This window comes from Streptomyces sp. NPDC055506 (assembly GCF_053643595.1).
Genome location: NZ_JBSHKH010000041.1, coordinates 21,048 through 44,940, shown reverse-complemented (window position 1 = coordinate 44,940; position 23,893 = coordinate 21,048). Strand labels below are relative to the sequence as shown.

Below are 23,893 nucleotides of genomic sequence, written 5' to 3'. Positions count from 1 at the left end.
CCACGATCCTCAACTGCACACCCTCGATGGGTGTTTCTGTTGGGATACGTGTCAACTGACGGTGACGGAGCAACTGCTGAGCAGGCACACCCTAGGACTCGCACACAATCGAAGCAATGACCGCGTCGGACTTTGTGCGGTCCTGATGGTTCGGCTGCTCTCAGGCCGTGAGGAAGACGAGCACCTCGCTGATCAGCCGCGCGGGGGCGTCCAGCGGCACGAGATGCCCCGCCCCCGGTACCGGCCGCAGCCTGGCGCCGGGGATCATGGCGGCCAGTTCCTGCCCCTTGGCGAACGGGATCCAGGTGTCCTCGGTGCCCCAGCAGACCGTCACCGGCAGATCGAGCGTGGGATACAGCGGCTGGATCTCGTCGGTGTAGCGCTGGTCGGCCTGCGCGATCTGGCGGTAGAAGGCGGCCTGCCCCCGCTCCCCCGTCCACGGCCGGACCAGCGCGTCGAGCGCGGCCGGACGCAGGCCCAGGTTGCTCGCGGACGTCACGTACTGCCGCACCAGGGCCTCGTGCAGGGGCGGCGGCAGCTGCTCGAAGACCTGGCTGTGCTCCCCGACCAGCCGGAAGAAGGGGGAGCCCCAGGGCTCGAGGGCCACCGGGTCGACCACCGCGAGCCGCCGGTACCGGGCCCCGTGCAGCAGGTGCGCGCGCAGCGCCACACAGCCGCCGAAGTCGTGCGCGACGACGGACGGCTCCGCGAGCTTCCAGTGCGCCAGCAGCTCGGTGAACACCTCCCCCTGGACGCCCAGCGAGACGTCCTGGCCCGGGTACATGTCCGAGGCGCCGTAGCCCGGCATGTCCCAGACGTGGACGGAGTACCCGACGGCGGCGAGAGCGGGAGCGATCTCGTGCCACACGTACGACGAGAAGGGCGTCCCGTGCAGCAGCACGACCGGTTCGCCGCCCGGATCCCCGAGCCGGTCCCAGCGGACGGTGCCCGCCGCCGTGTCCAGACTCTCCCCCAACGACCAGTCACTCATGACGGCACTCCCCCTCCATGGTCGGAACCGCGGTCCGACCCTCGATTTTTTGTCATTTCGGCGCGACAGTGCCGCTCCACCGACCGTACTGTGACCTCATCGGACAGCCTGTGCGACGGATCTTGGCCGGACCATTTGCCGCGCCGGAAGGAGCGGCTCGCATGAACGGGTATGCGACCTCGGATCGCGACTCCGTCACGGCCGCGCCAGGCGGCCTGCTGGATCTTCTGAAGGTCGCGGCCGTGGTCCTGGACGCGGGCGGGCACATCGCCCTGTGGAGCCCCGAGATCGAGCAGTTGCTCGGGTACACCCCGGCGGAGGCCCTGCGCCGGCGCGCCGACACGCTCCTGGTCGCGCCCGAGAACCGGACCCGGGTCAGGGAGCTGTTCGCCCAGGTCAGCTCGGGGGCCCGCTGGGCGGGTGTCTTCCCGTTGCGGCACAAGGACGGCACGGACCGGGCAGTGGAGTTCCGCACGATGCGGCTCCTCGACCCCGAGGGACAGCCCCATCTGCTGGGCCTCGCCACGGACGCGACGACCGTACGGATCGTGGAGCGGGACCTCGCCCTCTCGCACAGCCTCGTCAACCAGACCCCGCTCGGCATCGCCGTCTTCGACAACGACCTGCGCTGGGTCGGGGTCAATCCCGCGCTGGAGCGGATCAACGGCGTGCCCGAGGAGGCCGTGCTGGGGCGCCGGGTCGGCGAGGTGCTGCCGGACCTGGAGGTGGAGGCCATCGAGGCCCGGATGCGGCACGTCCTGGAGACCGGCAGGCCCCTGCTCGACCAGCAGACCGTCGGCCGGACGGCGGCGGACGTCCAGGACCGCGCCTACTCGGAGTCGTATCACCGCATCGAGGACACCGACGGGCGGGTGCTGGGCCTCGCGATGGCCGTTCTGGACGTCACCGAGCGGCAGCAGGCCGCGGCCGAGGTCGCCCAGGCCCGTCAGCATCTGTCGGTGATCGCCGACGCGGGGGTGCGGATCGGCACCACGCTGGACCTTCAGCAGACCGCCCGGGAACTGGCCGACGTGGTGGTGTCGCAGCTCGCGGACCTGGCCGCCGTGGACGTGCTGGAGTCCGTCGTGGCGCACGGCACCATCGCGCCGGTGTCGGGCGGTGCCCCCGCCGAGTTCCGAGCGCTGGCCGTCGCCGCCGGTTACCCCACCGACGCCATCCACGCCGCCGACCCGGTCGGCGAGCTCGCCACCTACGGTTCGTCACGGATCATCACGCAGTGCGTCCGCAGCGCCCGCCCCGTCCTGGTCGAGCGCGTGGACGCGAAGATGATGCGGCGCATCGCCCGGGACGGGCGGGCCGCGAAGACCCTGCGCGAGGCCGGCGCGCACTCCTACATGGCGGTGCCGCTGATGGCCCGCGGCAAGGTGCTCGGCACGCTCACCCTGTACCGCACGGTCGACGAACGCCCCTTCGACGACCGGGACCGGGTGCTCGCCTCGGAGCTCGCCGCGCGCGCCGCCATCTGCATCGACAACGCCCGCCTCTACGGACGCGAGCGCGGCACCGCCCTCACCCTCCAGCGCAGCCTGCTTCCCGCCGCGCCCGCCGAGCAGGAGGGGCTCGACATCGCCGCCCGCTACCGTCCAGCCCTCAGCGAGGTCGGCGGCGACTGGTACGACGTACTGCCGCTGGGGCCGGGGCGCACCGCGCTCGTCGTCGGGGACGTCATGGGCAAGGGCGTCCAGGCCGCGGCGATCATGGGGCAGCTGAGTACGGCGACGCGGGCACTGGCCCGGCTGGACCTGCCGCCCGCCGAGCTGCTGCGGCACCTCGACGACATCGCCGGCTCGCTCGGCGACGCGATCGCCACCTGTGTGTACGCCGTGTGCGACCTGGGGCGCGGCACCTGTGCCCTGTCCAGCGCGGGGCACCTGCCGCCCGTGCTCGCCGGGGCTGACGGCAGCGCGAAGCTCGTCGACGTGCCGGGCGGCGTACCGCTCGGGGTGGGGGGCGTGGAGTTCGGCACCGTGGAGGTGGAGCTTCCCCCGGGCTCGCTGCTCGCCCTGTACACGGACGGGCTGGTCGAGAACCGAGGGGAGCCGATCGACACCGGGCTCAGCACGCTGACCCACCTCCTGCGGAACGCGGGGCCGAACCTGCAGCGGACCAGCGACAGCCTCCTCAGCGCGCTGAGCCCGGAGCCCGACGACGACGTGGCGCTGCTGCTGGTGCGCACGCGCGCCTGAGCGCTCGCGGCGGCAACTGTTAGCATGTTTGTGTGAGTTACGTTCTCTACCTCTGATCCGGGCCACCGGCTCCGCCCTCGTACAGGGCGCTGAGAGCCGCGACGTCGCCCACGGCCCGCCCTGTTCCGGGCAGGCCGTCCGTCGGATCCGATGGCCCGCTCGCATCCCCGCCCGAACCGGGGGTGAAGTGTGCCTCCTCACGGAGGAAGAGAACGTGACCACCCTTGTTTTGCCTGCCCGCGACCGGGCCCAGCTGACCTGCGCCTCGATCCGCGTCGACCGCGGGGGCCGCACCGTGCTGCACGACGTCGACATGAAGATCTCCCCGAGGTCGCGCTGGGGCGTCGTCGGCGAGAACGGCCGCGGCAAGTCGACCCTGCTGCACGTCCTGGCCGGCCTCCTGGCCCCGGACGAGGGGACCTTGCACCGCGTGGGCACCCTCGCCCTGGCCGAGCAGGAGATGCCGGCCGAGGACGAGCGCACGGTCGGCGACTTCATCGACGACCACCTGGCCGACGCCCGCGCGGCCCTGCGGCACCTGGACGCCGCGGCGGAAGCGCTCGCGGTGGAACGCCCCGGGGCCGAACAGGCCTACGCCGACGCCTTGGAGGTGGCGCAGGCGCTGGACGCCTGGGACGCCGACCGGCGGGTGGACGTCGCCCTGGACGGACTCGGTGCGGTCAGCGACCGGGCCCGGCCGCTGGCCACGCTGTCGGTCGGCCAGCGCTACCGGATCCGGCTGGCCTGTCTGCTGGGTGCCGATTACGACTTCCTGCTCCTGGACGAGCCCACCAACCACCTGGACCTGGCGGGGCTCGAGTACCTCACCGCCAGGCTGCGCGCCCATGCCGGCGGCGTCGTGGTGGTCAGCCACGACCGGGCGCTCCTCGCTGACGTGGCCACCACGATCCTCGATCTCGACCCCACCCGCGACGGCCGGCCGGGCGTGTACGGCGGCGGCTACACCGGCTACCGCGAGGGGCGGGAGGCCGAACTGGTCCGCTGGGAGGAGGAGTACGAGCAGCAGCAGACCGAGCACGTCCGTCTGAAACAGGCGCTGTCCGAGGCGCAGAACCGGCTGAGCACCGGCTGGCGCCCGGACAAGGGCACCGGCAAGCACCAGCGCGCCACCCGGGCCGGAGCGCTGGTGCGTTCCGTCCACCGGCGCCAGGACGACCTGGACCGGCACAAGGTCACCGCGCCGGTCCCGCCCCAGCGTTTCTCGCTGCCCGAGCTGCCCGCGCGGCCCGGTGTCGTCCTGCTGCGGGTGGAGGAGGTGACGGTCGGCGGGCGGTTGCACGACTCCACGAGCCTGTCGGTGACGTCCGGCGACCGGCTGGCCGTCACCGGCCCGAACGGGGCGGGCAAGTCCACGCTCCTGTCCGTCCTGGCCGGGCGGCTGGCCCCCGGCTCGGGCCGGGTGCATTGGGCCCGCAGGGTGCGGCTGCGGCTGCTCGGGCAGGAGTCGCCGCGGGCGACGCAGCGGCGGGCCCGTGACCTCTACGAGGCGCACACCGCCGAGCTCGTCACAGCGGGTGTGCTGAAGGAGGGCGAGGTGGTGGGGCTCGGCTCGCTGGGCCTGCTCACCTCACGGGACACCGACAAGCCGGTGGCCGAGCTGTCGATGGGTCAGCAGCGGCGTCTCGACCTGGCCCTGGCCCTCGCCGCCCGCCCGCACGTCCTGCTGCTGGACGAGCCGACCAACCATCTGTCCATCGCCCTGGTCGACGAACTCACCGAAGCGCTGCACTCCACGCAGGCGGCGGTCGTCCTGGCCACACACGACCGCCAACTGCGGCGCGACATCGCCGCGTGGCCGCGCGTCGCGCTGTCGCAGCGGCGGTCGGCGGAGACGGGGGCGGGTACGACGACCCGCTGACCACCCTGGAATCGCCCGGGCGGGTTCCGCCTGCCCGGGCGTCACGGGTACCTCACGGATTGCTCGGGGTCTGTTCGAACGGCTCCCAGGCGTCGTCCTCCTTCACCGTGCACAGGGCCCAGATGATGAACCCGGAGATCGCGATCATCACGACCGACCAGACCGGGTAGGCCGGCAGGGAGAGGAAGTTGGCGATGATGACGAGTCCGGCGATGCCCACGCCGGCGACGCGTGCCCACGTCGACGCCTGGAACAGCCCCATGCTGACGAGCACGGCGACCGCGCCCAGGGCCAGGTGGATCCAGCCCCAGCTCGTCAGGTCGAACGCGAAGACGTAGTTGGGGGTCGAGAGGAACACCTCGTCCTCCGCGATCGCCGCGATGCCACGCATGATGCCCAGGATCCCACCGATCATGAGCATGACGGCGGCGAAGACCATCAGACCGACGGCCCATTCGCGTTTCGCCGTCGAGTGCGCGTGCGTAGGGTGTGTGGCGGTCATCCTGCTGCCTCGTTTCTGTCGGGGGCTAGGGTTCCGACGGGCCGGAGCCGCTCAGGACCAGCTCCTTCGCCCTGCGGAACTCGTCGTCCGTGATGTCGCCGCGGGCGCGGATCTCGGACAGCCTGGCGAGTTCGTCGACGCTGCTCCCCCGTCCTTCGCCGCCCTTGGCGGTCTCCCGTATGTAGCTGTCGAAGGCCTCCTGCTGCGCGCGGGCCTGGGACATCTCCCGGCGGCCCATGTTCTTGCCGCGCGCGACGACGTAGACGAACACGCCGAGGAACGGCAGGACGATGCAGAACACCAGCCAGCCGGTCTTGGCCCACCCGCCCAGATCGTCGTCGCGGAAGATGTCGAGGACGACGCGGAAGAGCAGCACGAACCACATGATCCACAGGAAGAACCAGAGCATCGTCCAGAAGGCGCTCAACAACGGAAAGTCGTACGCCAGGTAGGTCTGCGCACTCATGTCACTCCTCCGTTCCGGGCGCACGTCGCCCGGCAGGCCGTTCCGTGCCGTTCTCAGCGTGCCCATGTCCGGCACGGGTCCGCCTCACCCGGGACGGGTGAGCGTGCCGGACCCCGGCCGGACCGGTCCGGCCGTCAGTGACAGCGCGACCTGGGCCGTCGCGCGCCCCGCCGGCCGCCGGGTCACCCGCGACGGGTGATCCGTTCCCGGCGCCGTGGCGGTGAGGTGGAGAGCGCACCCGACAGGACCGAGAGACGCGATGAACGATCCAGCCACCGCCCGGACCGAGCCAGCCCGGCCCCGGCAGGAGCGGGAGCGGCAGCGGCGGCAGCCGCGAGAGCGACCGAGGCGGCGCGCGAAGGCCACCGTCCTGCTGCGCGCGGCGCTCATCGCGACCGGCCTCGTGATCGTCTACTACGTGCTGCCCCTGGACGGCCGCAGCACCAGCACCGGCACCTCGGTATTGCTCGCCTGCGGCCTGCTGCTGGTCGTCCTGGTCTTCTGGTGGGAGGTACAGGCCATCGCCCGCTCGCCGTTCCCCCGGCTGAAGGCCGTCGAGGCCCTGGCCGCCACGCTCGTCCTGTACATCCTGCTCTTCGCGGGCGCCTACTTCCTGCTGGAGCACTCCACCCCGGGTTCCTTCAGCGAGCCGCTGACGAAGACGGACTCGCTGTACTTCACACTCACCACGTTCACCACCGTCGGGTACGGCGACATCGTCGCCCGTTCCCAGACGGGGCGGGTCCTGACGATGCTTCAGATGGTCGGCGGGCTGCTGCTGGTGGGCGTTGCGGCACGGATTCTCGCCGGCGCGGTGCAGGCCGGGCTGCGCAGACGGGGCCACGAGCCGTCGGAGGACTTCTCCTCCCGGCGGGAGGACTGAGCCATGACCGTACCGAGCCTCACCACGAAGTTCCTGTCCCCGGCCGAGCGCGCGGAGTCGGGCCGGGGCGCAAGGCGGCGGGTGCCGCGTTCGTCCCACAGCCGGTTCGAGGCGGGGCCGGAGCGGCCCGACCCGGTCGAGGTGGTGGAGCGCCAGTCGGCCACCCGGGTGCAGGAGTTGGTGCCGGTCCGCTACGGCCGCATGCTCGAGTCCCCGTTCCGCTTCTACCGGGGCGCAGCGGCGATCATGGCCGCCGATCTCGGGGCCGCCGCGGACACCGGGCTGTGGGTGCAGCTGTGCGGGGACGCCCATCTGCTGAACTTCCGGCTGCTGGCCTCGCCGGAGCGTCATCTGGTCTTCGACATCAACGACTTCGACGAGACGCTGGCCGGGCCGTTCGAGTGGGACGTCAAGCGGCTGGCGGCCAGTTTCGCCATCGCGGGCCGGGCCAACGGCTTCGGCACCGCGGAGCAGAACAGCGCGGTGGAGACGTGCGTACGCGCCTACCGGCAGCGGATGCGGGAGTTCGCCGGCATGCGCACCCTGGACATCTGGTACGCGCAGGACGACGCCGACCACATGCGGGAGCTGATGGCCGCGTCGATGAGCAAGGAGGCCAGGCGCCGTACCGCCGAGGCCACGGCGAAGGCCCGTACGCGCACCCACCTCCAGGCCTTCGCGAAGCTCACCCGGACCACGGCCGAGGGGCGGCGGATCACACCGGACCCACCGCTGATCACCCCGCTGCGGGATCTGGTGTCCGACTCCTCGCCCGACCAGGAGAAGGAGCTGCTCAACGTCCTGGAGGGCTATGCGGGCAGTCTGTCTTCCGAGCGCAGGCACCTGTTGCGCCGCTACCGGCTGGTGGACATCGCCCGCAAGGTGGTGGGGGTCGGCAGTGTCGGCACCCGCTGCTGGATCGTGCTGCTGCTCGGCCGGGACGACGACGATCCCCTGCTGCTCCAGGCCAAGGAGGCACAGCGGTCGGTGCTCGCCGCCCACACCGGCGGGGACAGCTACGACAACCAGGGCCGCCGCGTGGTGGCGGGACAGCGGCTGATCCAGACGACCAGTGACATCCTCCTGGGCTGGACGCACGCCCTCGGCCTCGACGGACACGAGCGGGACTTCTACGTACGCCAGCTGCGGGACTGGAAGGGCATCGCCCGTGCGGACACCATGGACCCGGCCATGCTCCGCCTGTTCGCGCGGCTGTGCGGGGCGAGCCTGGCGCGGGCCCACGCCCGCTCGGGCGACCCCGTCGCGATCGCGGCGTATCTGGGCGGCAGCGACCGGTTCGACCGCGCGCTCGCCGGCTTCGCCCAGTCGTACGCCGATCAGAACGAGCGCGATTTCGCGGCGCTGGGCGCGGCGGCCCGCTCCGGCAGGATTCGCACGGCGGTTCTGTGACCCCCGCTCACCCCGGTCCTCTCATTCCGGCCCGCTCACCCCGGCACCCGCTCACTCCGGCAGCTGGCGCATCTCCACGACCCTGAGCCCCAGCGACTGGAAGCGGGTCAGCAGCCCGTACAGATGGGCCTCGTCGATGACGCGGCCGAACAGGACCGTCTGACCGGACATCACCACGTGATCCAGCTCCGGGAAGACCTTGGCCAGCGTCTCCGACATGTGTCCGTCGACGCGGATCTCGTAGCGCATGAGCTGCTCTCCCGCGGGCGGCGTGGGGCGGGCCGTGCACGCCCTTCCCTTGCGATGGTCCGCCCTGGCGAGCCGTCCGCCCTCACCCGGCGCAGGTGAACCTGCGTCCGCTCCTCATTCCTTCAGGACGATCTTGAGGATGATGATCAGCAGACCGAGCAGCAGGTTCACCGCGGCGGAGACGGCCATCTGCCTCCCCGAGGCACCGGCCCGGGCCGCCGCGGCCAGCGACCAGCCGACCTGCCCGGCCACCGCCACGGAGAGCGCCAGCCACAGGGTGCCCGGCATGTCCAGGGGCAGCAGCGCGCTGATCGCCACGGCGACGGCGGACGGGACGGCGGCCTCCAGGATCGGCCACTCCTCGCGGCACACCTGGAGCACGGCCCGGCGTCCCACGGCCCCCTGCGCCAGGCGCGCCCCGAACAGCTGCGCGTGCACATGCGCGAGCCAGAACACCGCACCGGTCATCAGCAGCAGCGCCACGAGTTCCACCCGGGGCAGCGAACCCAGGGTTCCGACGCCGATCACCACGGAGGCGGCGAGCATGGAGCCGTAGACGCCGCCGGTGTAGTCGGCCCGGGACCGCCGCACGGCACCGCGTGCCCGCCCTGCCGCTCCACCGGCCGCGGTCGGGGTCCCGCTCACAGGAGCCGCCGTTCGCGCGCCCGGCGGACGGCGTCGCCGCGCCGGGTGACGGCGAGCTTGCGGTAGATGCTCTTGAGGTGGGTCTTCACGGTGTTCACGGACACGTGGAGGTCGGCGGCGATCTCCTCCGTCGACATCATCTCGGCCACGCGCCGCAGCACGTCACGCTCGCGGGCGCTCAGCTCCTCGACGGCGAGCTCCGCAGGCCCGTCCGGTGCGGCGGCCCCTGGGGCGCGGTACCGGCCGGGGCCCGGCAGGAGCCAGCCGGATGCCAGTTCGCGCGGTCGGCCGGTGCTCAGCAGCGGACGGATCCAGGGGCCGGCTTCCAGGAAGGGGCGGCGCAACTGCTCGCGCCGGCCGTCCAGGAGGGCCCGGGCGACCAGACGGCGGGCGGTGGTGGGGTCACCGGTGTCGAGGGCGGCCCGGGCGCGTACCAGCGTGGCGCGGACGGTCACGGCCGGGCCGGGCCGGTCGTTCTCCGGCAGGCTGTCGAGCAGGTCGAGCACGCCTTCGGGCCGGCCCGCCGCGAGCCGGGCGCGGGCCGCCTCGACCGCGCACGCACTGCGGTGGTGCGCCACCCGCTCCACGGCCTGCCGGGCGGGCTCGGGATGTCCCCGGGCCAGGTGGGCGGCGGAGGCGAGCAGGGCGGCGTGGTCCTCGGCCCAGGGTGAGCTCACGGCCGCCGGGACGGTCGCGTCCGCCGCCGCCAGCGCGGCCCGGGCGTCCCCCCGGGCCAGGAACAGCCGCCCCCGGACGAGGGTCCGGCCGGCCCGCACCACCGGGTCCTCGACGAGCGAGTGGGCTTCGTCGAGGAGCGCCTGCGCCTCGTCCAGTTCGTCACGGTCGATGAGGACGGCGGCCAGGACCAGCGGGCCGATGCCGGACCGGGAGCGCCGCGGGAGGCTGTACCGCTCCGCCTGGCCGGCCGCCGCGAGTGCCTTGTGCTCGGCCGGGCCGGGCCAGCCGTTGAGGTAGTCGATCAGCGCCAGGTGGCCGAGGGCCTCCCAGCGGGGCAGGGCCGTGGCCGCTCCGTCCGGGGACCCGGCCACCGCCGACAGGGCGGTCCGGGCGTCGTCGAAGCGCCCGGCCCACAGGCGGGCGGAGCCCAGGTGGGTGAGCAGGAGGGCGGTGAGTTCCGGGTGCTCGTCGAGGAGCTGCCCGGAGACCTCACGCTGGAGGCGCCTCGCCTGCTCGGCGGCGCGCTCCGCTCTGCCCGGGGAGCCGGTCAGCCGGGCCGCCAGGGCTTCCAGGAGCGCACAGCTGAGCCGCACCGGCGCGGCGGCTTCGTCCCGGCCCAGTTCCTCCTCGGCCCGGCGCAGATGGGCCAGCCCGTGTTCGAGATCGCGCCGGCCCAGCTCACGGGCGGCGCGCACCAGGTCGGGCGCCGGGCCCGTGACCTCGGGGCTCATCCCCTCGAACAGGGCGGACAGCTCCTCGGAGCGCAGCCCGGTGAAGAGCTGCCCGATCGCGAGATCGTCGATCACCACGCGGGCGGTGAACTCCCAGTCGTCCGCCGCGGCCCCCTGGACCAGCGCGTCGGGCAGGGCTCCGGATCGCCGCAGCCACTGCGCGGCCCGGCCGCGCAGCTCCGGCTCCAGGCCGGGGAAGCGTTCCCTCAGGTGGGCGCGGAGGATCTCCGCGAACAGGGGGTGCAGGCTGTACCAGGAGTGTCCGAGGTAGTGGACGAACGCGTTCTCGCGCTGCAGCGCGGCCAGGATCGGCTCCGCGTCGGTGCGCAGTGTCAGGGCGTTCACCAGGTCGGGGCAGCAGCGGTCCAGGACGCTGATGCGCAGCAGCAGGTCCTGGGTGCCGGGTGTCTGCCGGTCGAGCACCTCTGCCAGCAGGAAGTCGGCGACCGTGCTGTGATCGGCTTCGAACTGCTTCAGATAGGCGTGGGGGTCCGTGCCCTGCCGGGCGGCCAGGGCGCACAGCCGGAGGCCCGCGGCCCAGCCCTGGGTCCGCTCCACCAGGGCTCGTACGGCGTCGGCCCGCAGGTGCAGTCCGTGCCGCGACAGCAGGTCATGGGCCTCTTCGGAGGTGAAGGCCAGCTCGGCGTTCCGGATCTCCGTGATCTCTCCCGAGGCCCGGTAGCGGTGCAGCGGCAGCAGGGGTTCCGTGCGGGAGACGAGGACCAGGCGCATGCCTCGTCCGGCGTGGTGCAGGACGAACTGCAACTGCTCCGCGATCTCGGGGGAGGTCACCCGGTCGAACTCGTCGACTACGACGACGGTGGTGTGGTCCCGGCGCTCCAGGTCGGCGGCCAGGCGGGTCAGCGTCCGCCGGTCCACATGGGCCGCCTCCGCGGGGCAGCCGACGTCGCCCGTCACCGGTACGCCCGCGGCGCGCAGCGCCTCCAGCAGGTAGGCCCAGAAGATGCCGGGAGCCTGGTCGGCGGGGTCGGCCGTGAGCCAGGCGACCGGTTCCGCGAGGCCGGCGGCCCAGTCGGCGACCAGGAGGGTCTTGCCGGCGCCGGCGGCCCCGTTGACCATCGTCAGGGGTGTTCCGAGAGCCTGGTCGAGGTGCCGGACCAGGCGGGCGCGGCGCAGGAACGTGGCGGGCCGTTTCGGCAGGGCGAACCGGGTGCGCAGCAGCGGATCGCCCGTGGGGTCGACGCCCGCGGACGCGGGTTCCGCACCGGTCTCCTGGGTCACGGCCATGGAGCCCACCCTGTTCGCCGTCCGACGGATCACAAGCAGCGCTCGTTGCCCCCAGGATCTCAAGCCTCACCCCCCGGCGCACGCCCACGGCCGGGCCGTGACCGGCCTCGACGGCCGCCGCGCAACCACCCGCCACGGGCGATGCGCCGACGGGGCGACCCGGGTTCGCTGAGGTCCAATCGCACCACCTACGCAGCCGTGCGGTAAGGCCGGGCGGCTCGGAACGGGGGTACCCGCCATGTGCCGCTGGCTCGCCTACTCGGGCACCCCCGTGCTGCTCGACGACGTCCTCTACCGGCCGCAGCACTCGCTGATCGACCAGAGCCTGCACGCGCGGATGGGGGTCGAGACCACCAACGGCGACGGCTTCGGGATCGGCTGGTACGCGTGGCACCTGCGGACACCCGCCGTCATCCGCGACACCGGTCCCGCCTGGAGCAACCGCAATCTGCGGGAGATCGCCGACCACGTCCGCTCGTCGCTGTTCTTCGCCCATGTGCGCGCCTCCACCGGGACGACCGTGCAGCAGACCAACTGCCACCCCTTCCGCCACGGACGCTGGCTGTGGATGCACAACGGGGCGATCTCCGGCTTCCAAGACCTGCGCCGGGATCTGATGCTGACCGTGGACCCGGCGCTGTTCCCGGCGCTGGAGGGCACGACGGACTCCGAGGTGATGTTCCACGTGGCCCTCACCTTCGGGCTCGACGGCGATCCGCCGGGGGCGGTGGCCCGGATGGCGGGGCTCGTCGAGCGGCTGGGGCACGAGCACGGGGTGCCGCAGCCGCTGCAGATGACGATCGCGGTGACCGACGGGGAACGGGTCTGGTTCTTCCGGTACTCCAGCGGCGGGGACTCGCGGTCGCTGTACTACAGCAGCCGGGTGGACGACGTGCGTGCCCTCCACCCCGACCTCGCCTTCCTGAGGCACGTCTCCGAGGAGACCCGGCTGGTCGTGTCGGAGCCGCTGGGCGATCTGCCCGGGGTCTGGAACGCCGTACCGGAGAGCAGCTACGGCGTCGTCCAGCCGGGCCGGGACATGCTGCGGCACTTCGAGCCCGAGCCGGTCTGAGTGCGCGGGTGCCTCAGCGGAGCCGTGCGGCGAACACCTCGTACGCGGGCGCGTCGAAGAGGACGAACCGGACCTCCTCGACGTCGGTCCGCGCGGTGCGCACCGTGTCCACCGCGATATCCGCGGCCTCCTCCATCGGATAGCCGTAGACGCCGGTGGAGATCGCCGGGAAGGCGAGGGTGCGGGCGCCGAGTTCGTCGGCGACGCGGAGGGACTCGCGGTAGCAGGAGGCGAGCAGGGCGGAGCGGTCCTCGGTCGCGCTGTACACGGGGCCGACCGTGTGGATCACCCAGCGGGCGTCCAGGTCGCCGGCGGTGGTGGCGACGGCCTGTCCTGTGGGGAGGCCTTTGCCGTAGTGGGAAGCACGCAGCTTCCGGCAGTCCTCGAGGATCGCGGGGCCGCCGCGCCGGTGGATCGCACCGTCGACCCCTCCCCCGCCCAGCAGGGAGGAGTTGGCCGCATTGACGATGGCGTCGACGCTCTCGCGGGTGATGTCGCCCTGGACCAGTTCGATGGTGGTCATGACTGCCTCAGTCGCCTCCATACGGCCTTCGCCGCGTTGTGTCCCGACATCCCGTGCACGCCGGGGCCGGGCGGGGTCGCCGACGAGCAGAGGAAGACGGCCGGGTGGGGGGTGTGGTACGGGAACGGCGTCACTTTGGGGCGCAGCAGGAGCTGGAGTCCGGAGGCCGCGCCGGAGGCGATGTCGCCGCCGACGTAGTTGGCGTTGCGGGCGGCGAGTTCGCGCGGGCCGGCGGTGGCGCGGGCCAGGACACGGTCGCGGAACCCCGGGGCGAAGCGCTCCAGTTGGCGCTCGATGGCGTCGGTGAGGTCGCCGGTCCAGCCGTGCGGGACGTGGCCGTAGGCCCAGAAGACGTGCTTGCCCTCCGGGGCCCGGATGGGGTCGACGACGCTCGGCTGGACCGTGATCAGGAACGGTTTGTCGGGGGCCCGGCCCTCCCGGGACGCAGCGCGCAGCGCGGTGCCGATCTCCGCGCTGTTCGCGCCGATCTGGACCGTGCCGGCGACGCGGGCCTCCTTCGCGGTCCACGGCACGGGCCCGTCCAGCGCGTAGTCGATCTTGAAGACGCCCGGGCCGTAACGGTAGCCGGCGTAGTGGTCGCCGAAGCCGGCGATGCGGGCCAGGGCGGTGGGCGAGGTGTCGAAGACGTACGCCCGGGCCGGGGGCAGGTCGTCGAGGCGCTTGACCTCGTAGTCGGTGTGGACGCTGCCGCCGAGGTCGCGCAGATAGGCGGCGAGGGCGTCGGAGATGCTCTGGGAGCCACCGCGGGCGACGGGCCAGCCGCGGGCGTGTGCCGCGAGGGCGAAGACCAGGCCGATGGCGCCAGTGGCGAACCCGCCGAGGGGTGCCATGACATGCGCGACGAGCCCGGCGAACAGCGTCCTGGCCGGTTCGTCGCGGAAGCGGCGTGTCAGCAGGGTCGACGGGGGCAGGCCGACGAGCCCGAAGCGGGCGAGGGTGACCGGGTCGCGGGGCAGCGCGGTGAGCGGCAGGGACATGAAGTCCCGGGCCAGGGTGTCCCACTTGGGCAGGAAGGGCTCGACGAGCCTGCGGTACGACCCGGCGTCACGCGGCCCGAAGGAGGCGGCCGTCTCGCCCACCGACCGGGACAGCACGGCCGCCGTGCCGTCCGGGAACGGGTGCGCCATGGGCAGCTCCGCGTGCAGCCACTCCAGGCCGTACCTCTCGAGCGGCAGGGCGCGGAACGCCGGTGAGTTGATGCCCAGCGGGTGCGCCGCGGAGCACGGGTCGTGCCGGAAGCCGGGCAGGGTGAGCTCCTCGGTGCGGGCTCCGCCGCCCACGGTGCCCCGAGCCTCGAAGACGGCCACGGAGAATCCGCGGCGGGCCAGCTCCACGGCCGCGGTCAGTCCGTTCGGCCCCGCACCCACTACGACGGCATCGAGCATCGACGGCACCTCGGACCCCTTCGTCAGCCGACGGCCACTGAGGATCAGGATATGCCCGGGGACTGACAGTCACCGGCCGCGGGTGATTTCCGGCCAGGACAACGCCTGGGAGACGCCCGGAGGACGCCTGGAGGGCGTCTGGAGCGCCTGTCGAGCGACCAGCCGTGTACGGTCGGTGACCGTCACGCCCCGCCCGACAGCAGTCCCGCCACATGGCGGGCGGTGGCCGCGTCGCGGGCCGCCGTGAAGGGCAGGTCGTTGCCGCCCGTGATGCGGAACGGCTCACCCGAGCGGGTCAGATGGGTGCCGCCGGCCTCCTCGACCAGGAGCAGCCCTGCGGCGTGGTCCCATGCCGCTTCCCAGGAGAAGGCGGTCGCGTCCAACTCGCCGCGGGCGATGGCGAGGTACTCCAGTCCGGCCGAGCCGCACGGGCGCGGCGCCACACCGTCGGCGCGCAGGCCGGTCAGGGCGTGCTTCTGTTCGTCCGTCGTGTAGTCCGGGTGGGAGGTGGCCACGCGCAGGTCCCGGCCGGGCTCCGGCACACCGGCGAACAGCCGCTCGCCGTCGAGGTAGGCGCCCTTGCCGCGCCGGGCGGTGGCGAACTGGTCGCGGGCGGGCGCGTAGGTCCAGGAGGCGAGCAGGGTGCCGCCGTGCGCCAGCGCGACCAGCGTGCAGAACCCGGCTTCGCCGCGCACGAACTGCCGTGTCCCGTCGACCGGGTCGACGATCCAGACGGGGGCGTCGCCGCATATCGCCTCGTACGACGCCGGGTTGGCGTGGACCGCTTCCTCGCCGACCACGGCCGAGCCGGGCAGCAGGTCGATCAGAACGTCGGTCAGGTACAGCTCGGCCTTGCGGTCGGCGTCCGTCACCAGGTCGTGCGGGCCGTTCTTCTCGTCGACCTCGTGCGCGGCGAGCCGGCGCCAGCGCGGCATGATCTCGGTGGCGGCGGCCTTGCGGACGGCCTCCTCGACGTCGGAGGCGTGCTGTACGAGAAACTCTTCGATGGTTTCGTTGCTGTCGATCACCCCTCCATGACAACACGTGCCACTGACAGCCCCCGCCCTCCGGGTGCACCCCGGATGGCATCGCGATGAACGATGAACAGCGGCGGATCCGTGCGGACCGGACGGCGCCGGGCCCTGCGGGTCACCGGCCGACGGCGTATCCCTGCATGCCGCGCGGGTTCGCCGCCGCCGACAGGACGCCGGTCTCCGGGTCCCGCGCGACCGCGCACAGCCGGCCCTCCGACCAGGGGCCGCCGACGGTCACCTCGTGGCCGCGCCGCCGCAGCTCGGCGACGGTCTCGGGGTCGAAGCGGGACTCCACGGTGACGCTCCCCGGGCGCATGCCGCGCGGGTAGAAGGAGCCGGGGAAGCTGTCGTTGTGCCAGTTCGGGGCGTCGATCGCGCCCTGCAGGTCGGGGCCGCCGCGGACCTGGGCGCGCAGCGCGACCGCGAGGAAGAAGTGCAGCTGCCACTGGTCCTGCTGGTCCCCGCCGGGGGTGCCGAACGCCATGACGGGCACACCCTCGCGCAGGGCGATGGAGGGCGTCAGCGTGGTGCGGGGGCGGCGGCCCGGGGTGAGGGAGTTGGGCAGGCCCTCCTCGAGCCAGGTCATCTGGAGCCGGGTGCCGAGCGGGAAGCCCAGTTCGGGCACGACGGGGTTGGACTGGAGCCAGCCGCCGCTGGGCGTGGCCGAGACCATGTTGCCCCAGCGGTCGACGACGTCGAGGTGGCAGGTGTCGCCCCGGGTGGTCCCGTCGGCGAGGATCTCCGGTTCGCCCGGCACGGGGGACGCCGGGCTCTTGGCGACGGTCGGTTCGCCGGCGCCCAGGGCATCGAAGCCCTCCTGGGCGGCGGCCGCCACGCGCGCGTGCGCGCACAGCCTCGGGGTGCGTCCGCCGGGGCTGCCGGGCCGCAGATCGTGGTCGGACCGCTCGCCCACGAGGGCACGGCGGGCCGTGTTGTACCCGTCGGACAGCAGGTCGTCGAGCGGTACGTCGGCGGCGTCCCCGTACCAGGCCTCCCGGTCGGCCATGGCGAGTTTGCAGCCCTCGACCAGGAGGTGGACGTAGTCGGCCGAGCCGTACCGGGGCAGCTCGGGCGGGAGCAGGGCGAGCTGCTGGAGCAGGACCGGGCCCTGGCTCCAGGGGCCGGGCTTGCACACGGTCCAGCCGTTCCAGTCGTACGTCGCCGGCGTCTCGTAGGTCGCGGACCAGGAGGCGAGGTCGGCGGCCGTGAGGGTGCCGGTGTGGCGGGTGCCGCTGGTGTCCAGGGTGGGGCGCGCGGCCTGGCGGACGAGGGCCTCGGCGATGAATCCGGTGCGCCACACCTGCCGCGCGGCCTCGATCCGGGCCTCCCTGCCGCCGGCCCCGGCGGTCTCGGCGAGCAGGCGCTTCCAGGTGGCGGCGAGCACGGGATTGCCGAAGAGCTCACCGGGGCGCGGCGCCTTCCCGCCGGGCAGGTACACCTCCGCCGACGAGGTCCACTCCGTCTCGAACAGCTCGCGCACGGTCTCGACGGTCTCCCCGACACGCTCCACGGGCGCGTGCCCGTGCTCGGCGTACCCGATGGCGTACTTCAGGACGTCGGCGAGGGACTTGGTGCCGTGGTCGCGCAGCAGCAGCATCCAGGCGTCGAAGGCGCCCGGTACGGCGGCGGCGAGCGGCCCGGTGCCGGGGACGAGGTCCAGGCCGAGGCCCCGGTAGTGCGCCACGGTCGCCCCGGCCGGTGCGACGCCCTGCCCGCACAGCACCCGCACCTCACCGCCGGCCGGGGCCAGCAGGATCGGCACCTCACCGGCCGGACCGTTGAGATGCGGCTCCACGACATGCAGCACGAACGCCCCCGCCACGGCCGCGTCATAGGCGTTGCCGCCGTCCTCCAGTACGGCCATCGCCGACTGCGAGGCCAGCCAGTGGGTTGAGGACACCATGCCGAAGGTGCCCTGGAGCGTGGGGCGGGACGTGAACATTCGGGCTGTCACCTCTCGTGGTCGTACACCACCCGTCCCCTCCCCCTGTCGTGGCCCCGCCGAAACTCCGGCACCCTGCGTGCCCGCCCGGCCAGGGCAAATCGCCCACCCGACATCGAACCAACCGAAACCCCGGCAGCGCACAGTGAGGCACCGTCACCAGGCGAGCACGGAGCGAGTTCGCACTTCCGCCCCACAGGGAGTCGTGTGACACTGTCGTCCGTCCGCCGTGCGGGCCCGCTCCGCACCGTCCGTCCCCCACAGAAGGGCGCCGTGCGTTCCCTACCTCTGCCCCTGGCCCTGACCGCACGCTTGTCGCCGGTGGTCGTGCTCGCGACCATGGGCTGGGCGCTGTCGTCCGGTCCGCTCGCCGCGCCGCAGGCCGCCGAGCAGACCTCGGCCGACGAGAAGACCGAGACCCAGTCCGCGTCCGGCCCGTCGACGGAGACGGTGTCGAAGGCGTACTCGGCCGCGCCGGCGCCGTGCGAGAGCGTCGCCAAGAAGACGCTCGAGTCGCTGGTGCCGGGCGCCAAGACGGCCGGCAAGGAGATCCCGTCCACGGACTCGGAGCTGCGCCGCACCTGCTCCTGGAACGCGCTCGACGGGTACGACTACCGCTGGCTCGACGTCTCCTACGAGGTCATGGAGTCGGACGAGGCGGCGCAGAAGGCCTACCAGAAGCACACCGCGGAGAAGAGCGGCGGAGGGCCCGTCCCCGGCCTGGGCGACACCGCGTACTCCATCGTCAACCTCACCACCGAGGACAAGCAGGAGACCCGCGAGGGCCAGGTGTTCGTCAGCGCCTCCAACGCACTGGTGACCATCACGTACAACGGCAGCGACTTCGAGTCGAAGAAGGCGCCCAGCACGGACACGATCAACAAGGGCGCCATCAAGGCCGCCAAGGAGGCGGTGGCCGCGCTGGAGGCCGAAGGCGGCAAGGGCTGATCGCCCTCCAGCGCACCCTCCCGGGTCAGACCGTGGTGCGGTGCCGGCCCCGCAGTGCCATGAGCGCCAGGTACAGCACCATCGACGTACCCAGGCCCACCGCCCAGCCGTAGTCGGCCAGGTCGGCCAGCGCCGGGATCGGGCGGCCGTCGATCAGCGGTTTGAAGCTCGCGCCGCCGACGGCGAGGATGCCGCCGGCCGCGAAGGCGACGACGGCCCGCCAGTTCCAGCCGCCCTCGTACCAGTAGCGGCCGCCCGTGCGGTACAGGTCGGCCAGGTCCAGCCGGGCGCGGCGCAGGATCCAGTAGTCGGCGATGAGGATGCCCGCGACCGTGCCGAGCAGTCCGCCGACCAGGCCGAGCCAGGTGAAGATGTAGCCCTGCGGGTCGGAGTACAGCTTCCACGGGAAGATCAGCACCCCGAGGACGCAGGTGGCGAGGGCGCCGGCCCGGAAACTGATCCTGCGGGGCGCGATGTTGGAGAAGTCGAAGGCCGGTGAGACCAGGTTGGCCGCGACGTTGACGGACAGTGTCGCCACCAGGACCGTGACCAGCGCGAAGAGCAGGCCCACCGTGTTGTCCGTCTTGGCCGCGAGCTGTACCGGGTCCCAGATCGCCTCGCCGTAGACAGCTTGCGAGCCCGAGGTGACCATCACGGACAGGAAGGCGAAGAGCGTCATGGTGGTCGGCAGGCCGAGCGCCTGGCCCCGGGTCTGCGCCTTCTGGCTCTTGCCGTAGCGGGTGAAGTCGGGGATGTTCAGCGACAGCGTGGACCAGAAGCCGATCATGCCCATCAGGGCCGGTGCGAAGAGCTTCCAGAAGTCGGCGCCCCAGCCGAGCTTGGAGGGCTGGTCGAACAGCGGGCCGAAGCCGCCCGCCTTGTCGCTCATCCACCACAGCATCACGAACGCGCCGACGAGCACGAAGGGCGCTGCCCAGTTCTCGAAGCGGCGGATCGTCTCCATGCCCCGGTAGATGATGACGACCTGCAGCGCCCAGAAGATCGCGAACGACAGCCACATGGTCCAGGCGTAGCCGCCGACCTTCGAGGCGTCCGTCCAGCCGCTCCCGATGAGCTTGCCGGCCAGGAAGTAGATCGCCTCGCCGCCGATCCAGGTCTGGATGCCGAACCAGCCGCACGCCACCAACGCCCGTACGACGGCGGGCAGGTTGGCCCCGCGGATGCCGAACGAGGCACGGGCGAAGACCGGGAAGGGTATGCCGTACTTCGGTCCGGCGTGCCCGGTGAGCAGCATCGGTATCAGCACGATGACGTTGGCCAGGGCGATGGTGAGCACCGCCTGCTTCCAGTCCATGCCGACGGCTATGAGCCCGGAGGCCAGGGTCCAGGAGGCCGTGTTGTGGGCCATGCCGACCCACAGCGCGGAGAAGTTGTACGTGGTCCAGGTGCGCTTCTCGACGGGAACCGGCAGCAGGTCCTCGTTGGCGTAGGGACCGGTCGGTGCGGGGGCGCCCGGGGCGATCTCCACCCGGCCGTCGGCGAGGGTGACTTGGGAGGTCGGCGGTGGGGCCGTGGGAGCGGTATCGGTCATGTGCCAGGCCAATCAGGGGAGGTGGGACGGGAAAGGCCATGCGGGTGACGCCGATGGGGGGGTGCGCTCGGGAGCGTCCTAGCCCCCTTCCCGGGCCGCCGGGAAGGGGGAGTTCGAAGGGTGGTGCCGGGCGGGTGCGTCAGGAGTTGACGGCCGGGATGACCCGTGTCCCGTACGCGTCGATCACGGCCTCCTGCGCGTCGTGCATGTCGTATACGGCGAACTGGTCCACGCCGAGGGCGCGCAGCGCGTCCAGCTTCTCGATGTGCCGTTCGACCGGGCCGATCAGGCAGAACCGGTCGACGATCTCGTCGGGCACGAACTGGGTGTCGGGGTTGCCGCTGCGCCCGTGGTGGGAGTAGTCGTAGCCCTGGCGCGCCTTGATGTAGTCGGTGAGTTCGTCGGGCACCGCGGCGGAGTGCTCCCCGTACTTGGACACCAGGTCGGCCACGTGGTTGCCGACCATGCCGCCGAACCACCGGCACTGCTCCCGCGCGTGGGCGAGCGCCTCGGGCGAGTCGTCCTCGGTGACATAGGCCGGGGCGGCCACGCAGATGGTCACGGCGTCGGGGTCCCGGCCGGCGGCGACGGCCGCGTCCTTCACGGCCTTGACCATGTACTCGGTGAGATACAGGTCGGCCAGCTGGAGGATGAACCCGTCCGCCTCCTCGCCGGTCATCTTCAGGGCCTTCGGGCCGTACGCGGCCATCCATACGGGCAGTTCGGCGCCCGGCTTGATCCAGGGGAAGCGGACGACGGTGCCGCCGCCGAGGTCGGCCTCCCGGCCGCTGCCGAGGGCCCGGATGACCTTCATGGCGTCACTGATCCGGGCCAGGGTGTTGGGCTTGCGGCCGGCCACGCGCATCGCGGAGTCGCCGCGGCCGATGCCGCAGACCGTGCGGTTGCCGAACATGTCGTTGAGGGTGGCGAAGGTGGAGGCGGTGACCTCCCAGGTGCGGGTGCCCGGGTTGGTCACCATCGGCCCGACCTTCAGTTTCGTCGTGTTGGCCAGGATCTGGCTGTAGATCACGAACGGTTCCTGCCACAGCACGGCGGAGTCGAAGGTCCAGCCGTACGAGAAGCCGTTCCGTTCCGCGCGTTTCATCAGGCTGATCACCCGCGAGGCCGGCGGGTCGGTCTGCAGGACGAGTCCGAAGTCCATCCGCACCACTCCTAGTTGAGGTACTGACAGGTGGAACGCGGGGTGAAGACGCCGTGCCCGGCGTGTCCGGTGTACTCCCGCTCGGTGATGACGAGTTCGCCGCGCGAGAGGACCGTCTCGACCCGGCCGGTGGTGCGTTTGCCCTCGTACGCCGAGTAGTCGACGTTCATGTGGTGCGTCTCGGCCGACATGACCTGCTCGGCGTGCGGGTCGTAGATGACGACGTCGGCGTCGGCGCCCGGTGCGATGGTGCCCTTCTTCGGGTACATGCCGAACATCCGGGCCGGTGAGGCACAGGCGATCTCGATCCAGCGGCGGCGGGAGATGTGCCCGTCGAGGACCGCCTGGTGGAGCAGGTCCATACGGTTCTCGACGCCCGGGAGGCCGTTGGGGATCTTGGAGAAGTCGCCGCGGCCGAGTTCCTTCTGGCCCACGAAGCAGAAGGGGCAGTGGTCGGTGGAGACGACCTGGAGGTCGTTCGTGCGCAGGCCCCGCCACAGCGCGGCCTGGTGCTCCCGGGGCCTGAGCGGGGTGCTGCACACGTACTTGGCGCCCTCGAAGTCCGGCTCGGCGAGGTTGTCCGTGGACAGGAACAGATACTGCGGGCAGGTCTCGCCGAAGACGGGCAGCCCCTCGTCCCGGGCGCGGGCCAGCTCGGCGACCGCCTCCGTCGCCGAGACGTGCACGACGTACAGGGGCGCACCGGCCACCTGCGCGAGCTTGATGGCCCGGTGGGTGGCCTCGGCCTCCAGCAGGGCCTTGCGGACCTCGCCGTGGTAGCGCGGGTCGGTCTCGCCACGGGCCAGCGCCTGTTCGACCAGGACGTCGATCGCGATGCCGTTCTCGGCGTGCATCATGATCAGGCCGCCGTTGTCGGCGGAGCGCTGCATGGCGCGCAGGATCTGGCCGTCGTCGCTGTAGAAGACGCCCGGGTAGGCCATGAACTGCTTGAAGGAGGTGACGCCCTCCTCGACCAGGTGGTCCATCTCCTTGAGCGTGTGCTCGTTGACGTCGGAGACGATCATGTGGAAGCCGTAGTCGATGGCGCAGTTGCCGTCGGCCTTGGCGTGCCAGGCGTCCAGGCCCTCGCGGAGGCTGTGCCCGACGCTCTGTACGGCGAAGTCGACGATGGTCGTCGTGCCGCCCCAGGCGGCGGCGCGGGTGCCGGTCTCGAAGGTGTCGGAGGCGAAGGTGCCGCCGAAGGGCAGCTCCATGTGGGTGTGGGCGTCGACACCGCCGGGGATGACGTACTTTCCGGTGGCGTCGATCGTGCGCTCTGCTGTGAAGGCCTGGGCTGCGGGTGTGCCCGTGGCTGCGAGGGCGGCGATGCGGCCGTCCTCGATCAGGACGTCGGCGTGGATCTCGTCGGATGCGGTGACTACTAGGCCGCCGCGAATGACTGTACGGCTCATCGGTCGCTCCTCGCGGTGTGCACGTGACGGTTGTTCGTGGCTGGTCGCGCAGTTCCCCGCGCCCCTAGGTTCCTTACGGTGCTGTCAGCGGGCCGTACGCGCCCGGTGCGCGGTCCCTGTAGAACTGCCAGCGGTCGCGGACCTCGCGGAGTTTGGCCATGTCCAGGTCGCGGACGACCAGTTCGGGCTCCTTGTCGCTCGCGACCTCGCCGACGAACTGGGCCTCCGGGTCCACGAAGTACGACGTGCCGTAGAAGTCGTTGTCGCCGTACTCCTCGACGCCGACCCGGTTGATCGCGCCGATGAAGTACTCGTTGGCGACGGCCGCCGCCGGCTGTTCCAGCTGCCAGAGATAGGCCGACAGGCCGCGCGAGGTGGCCGAGGGGTTGAAGACGATCTCCGCGCCGGCGAGGCCGAGTGCCCGCCAGCCCTCCGGGAAGTGGCGGTCGTAGCAGATGTAGACGCCGACCTTGCCCACGGCCGTCTCGAAGACCGGCCAGCCGGTGTTGCCGGGGCGGAAGTAGAACTTCTCCCAGAAGCCGCGCACCTGGGGGATGTGGGTCTTGCGGTACTTGCCGAGGTAGGAGCCGTCCGCGTCGATCACGGCCGCGGTGTTGTAGAGGACTCCGGGCTGCTCCTCCTCGTACATCGGCAGCACCAGGACGATGCCGAGTTCCTTCGCGAGTGCCTGGAAGCGCCGGACGATGGGGCCCTCGGGGATCTGCTCGGCGTACTCGTAGAAGGCCGGGTCCTGGACCTGGCAGAAATACGGTCCGTAGAACAGCTCCTGGAAGCAAAGGACTTGAGCACCCTGCGCGGCGGCGTCGCGGGCCGCCTGCTCGTGGACCTGGATCATCGATTCCTTGTCGCCCGTCCAGGCGGTCTGGAAGACGGCGGCACGGATCACTCTGCTCATCGGGACCTCCGGTCGCTCGGTGTGCCGTGAGCCTAGG

Annotated in this window: 20 protein-coding genes; 6 read left to right on the top strand and 14 right to left on the bottom strand. The window is 72.0% G+C overall.

The window, feature by feature from the left end; all coding sequences use genetic code 11:
• Window positions 1–160 precede the first annotated feature (160 nt).
• A complete protein-coding gene (locus ACWIF2_RS17940; RefSeq protein WP_454361440.1) occupies window positions 161–991 on the bottom strand; it encodes an alpha/beta fold hydrolase in 831 nt (276 codons plus the stop codon).
• A gap of 161 nt (window positions 992–1,152) precedes the next feature.
• Here ACWIF2_RS17940 and ACWIF2_RS17935 point away from each other — a divergent pair, with 161 nt between their 5' ends.
• Window positions 1,153–3,198, top strand: coding sequence for a SpoIIE family protein phosphatase (locus ACWIF2_RS17935; protein ID WP_454361439.1), 2,046 nt, complete (start codon window positions 1,153–1,155; stop codon window positions 3,196–3,198).
• A gap of 214 nt (window positions 3,199–3,412) precedes the next feature.
• Entirely contained in the window at window positions 3,413–5,077 is a 1,665-nt protein-coding gene (locus tag ACWIF2_RS17930; protein WP_454361437.1) for an ATP-binding cassette domain-containing protein, read from the top strand.
• Between the two features lie 52 nt (window positions 5,078–5,129).
• Here the strand turns inward: ACWIF2_RS17930 and ACWIF2_RS17925 are convergent, their stop codons facing one another.
• Window positions 5,130–5,579 carry a DUF7144 family membrane protein gene (locus ACWIF2_RS17925; protein WP_454361436.1) on the bottom strand — a complete coding sequence of 150 codons (450 nt, stop codon included), beginning with the start codon at window positions 5,577–5,579 and terminating at the stop codon, window positions 5,130–5,132.
• 25 nt (window positions 5,580–5,604) lie between these two features.
• Window positions 5,605–6,045 carry an SHOCT domain-containing protein gene (locus tag ACWIF2_RS17920; RefSeq protein WP_454361434.1) on the bottom strand — a complete coding sequence of 147 codons (441 nt, stop codon included), beginning with the start codon at window positions 6,043–6,045 and terminating at the stop codon, window positions 5,605–5,607.
• 259 nt (window positions 6,046–6,304) lie between these two features.
• Between ACWIF2_RS17920 and ACWIF2_RS17915 the strand changes: the two genes are divergently transcribed.
• Together ACWIF2_RS17915 and ACWIF2_RS17910 are read left to right on the top strand one after the other, a co-directional pair.
• A complete protein-coding gene (locus tag ACWIF2_RS17915; RefSeq protein ID WP_454361433.1) occupies window positions 6,305–6,928 on the top strand; it encodes a potassium channel family protein in 624 nt (207 codons plus the stop codon).
• 3 nt (window positions 6,929–6,931) lie between these two features.
• The gene (locus ACWIF2_RS17910) at window positions 6,932–8,338 is read left to right on the top strand and encodes a DUF2252 domain-containing protein (RefSeq protein ID WP_454361432.1); all 1,407 of its coding nucleotides are present in this window, start codon (window positions 6,932–6,934) and stop codon (window positions 8,336–8,338) included.
• A gap of 51 nt (window positions 8,339–8,389) precedes the next feature.
• Here ACWIF2_RS17910 and ACWIF2_RS17905 read toward each other — a convergent pair whose 3' ends face one another.
• The 3 genes from ACWIF2_RS17905 to ACWIF2_RS17895 form a co-directional block, all read right to left on the bottom strand.
• Window positions 8,390–8,587, bottom strand: a complete 198-nt coding sequence (locus ACWIF2_RS17905) for a hypothetical protein (RefSeq protein ID WP_454361430.1) — start codon at window positions 8,585–8,587, stop codon at window positions 8,390–8,392.
• A gap of 114 nt (window positions 8,588–8,701) precedes the next feature.
• Window positions 8,702–9,232: a hypothetical protein gene (locus ACWIF2_RS17900; RefSeq protein WP_454361428.1), complete on the bottom strand. Its 531-nt coding sequence runs from the start codon at window positions 9,230–9,232 to the stop codon at window positions 8,702–8,704.
• Window positions 9,229–11,889, bottom strand: coding sequence for a LuxR C-terminal-related transcriptional regulator (locus tag ACWIF2_RS17895; protein WP_454361426.1), 2,661 nt, complete (start codon window positions 11,887–11,889; stop codon window positions 9,229–9,231). The genes ACWIF2_RS17900 and ACWIF2_RS17895 overlap by 4 nt, the downstream gene beginning before the upstream one ends.
• 238 nt (window positions 11,890–12,127) lie before the next feature.
• On the opposite strand from ACWIF2_RS17895, the gene ACWIF2_RS17890 reads away from it, so the two are divergent.
• On the top strand, window positions 12,128–12,961 hold the full coding sequence (locus tag ACWIF2_RS17890; protein WP_454361425.1) for a class II glutamine amidotransferase: 834 nt from the start codon (window positions 12,128–12,130) through the stop codon (window positions 12,959–12,961).
• 13 nt (window positions 12,962–12,974) lie between these two features.
• Here ACWIF2_RS17890 and ACWIF2_RS17885 read toward each other — a convergent pair whose 3' ends face one another.
• The 4 genes from ACWIF2_RS17885 to ACWIF2_RS17870 form a co-directional block, all read right to left on the bottom strand.
• Complete coding sequence (locus ACWIF2_RS17885; protein WP_454361424.1) at window positions 12,975–13,484, bottom strand: O-acetyl-ADP-ribose deacetylase; 510 nt, start codon at window positions 13,482–13,484, stop codon at window positions 12,975–12,977.
• Window positions 13,481–14,890 carry a phytoene desaturase family protein gene (locus ACWIF2_RS17880; RefSeq protein ID WP_454361423.1) on the bottom strand — a complete coding sequence of 470 codons (1,410 nt, stop codon included), beginning with the start codon at window positions 14,888–14,890 and terminating at the stop codon, window positions 13,481–13,483. Before ACWIF2_RS17880 ends, ACWIF2_RS17885 begins: the two co-directional genes overlap by 4 nt.
• A 182-nt stretch (window positions 14,891–15,072) precedes the next feature.
• Window positions 15,073–15,918 carry an inositol monophosphatase family protein gene (locus ACWIF2_RS17875; protein WP_454361422.1) on the bottom strand — a complete coding sequence of 282 codons (846 nt, stop codon included), beginning with the start codon at window positions 15,916–15,918 and terminating at the stop codon, window positions 15,073–15,075.
• Between the two features lie 121 nt (window positions 15,919–16,039).
• On the bottom strand, window positions 16,040–17,866 hold the full coding sequence (locus ACWIF2_RS17870; RefSeq protein ID WP_454361421.1) for a gamma-glutamyltransferase family protein: 1,827 nt from the start codon (window positions 17,864–17,866) through the stop codon (window positions 16,040–16,042).
• Window positions 17,867–18,139: 273 nt separating this feature from the next.
• Here ACWIF2_RS17870 and ACWIF2_RS17865 point away from each other — a divergent pair, with 273 nt between their 5' ends.
• Window positions 18,140–18,814, top strand: a complete 675-nt coding sequence (locus ACWIF2_RS17865) for a hypothetical protein (protein ID WP_454361420.1) — start codon at window positions 18,140–18,142, stop codon at window positions 18,812–18,814.
• A gap of 25 nt (window positions 18,815–18,839) precedes the next feature.
• Here ACWIF2_RS17865 and ACWIF2_RS17860 read toward each other — a convergent pair whose 3' ends face one another.
• The 4 genes from ACWIF2_RS17860 to ACWIF2_RS17845 all read right to left on the bottom strand — a co-directional run bounded on the left by ACWIF2_RS17860 (window position 18,840) and on the right by ACWIF2_RS17845 (window position 23,856).
• Complete coding sequence (locus ACWIF2_RS17860; protein ID WP_454361419.1) at window positions 18,840–20,366, bottom strand: NCS1 family nucleobase:cation symporter-1; 1,527 nt, start codon at window positions 20,364–20,366, stop codon at window positions 18,840–18,842.
• A gap of 139 nt (window positions 20,367–20,505) precedes the next feature.
• Window positions 20,506–21,528, bottom strand: coding sequence for a TIGR03842 family LLM class F420-dependent oxidoreductase (locus ACWIF2_RS17855; protein ID WP_454361418.1), 1,023 nt, complete (start codon window positions 21,526–21,528; stop codon window positions 20,506–20,508).
• 11 nt (window positions 21,529–21,539) lie between these two features.
• Window positions 21,540–22,940: a dihydropyrimidinase gene (gene hydA, locus ACWIF2_RS17850; RefSeq protein ID WP_454361417.1), complete on the bottom strand. Its 1,401-nt coding sequence runs from the start codon at window positions 22,938–22,940 to the stop codon at window positions 21,540–21,542.
• 73 nt (window positions 22,941–23,013) lie between these two features.
• Complete coding sequence (locus ACWIF2_RS17845; protein WP_454361416.1) at window positions 23,014–23,856, bottom strand: nitrilase-related carbon-nitrogen hydrolase; 843 nt, start codon at window positions 23,854–23,856, stop codon at window positions 23,014–23,016.
• Window positions 23,857–23,893 lie beyond the last annotated feature (37 nt).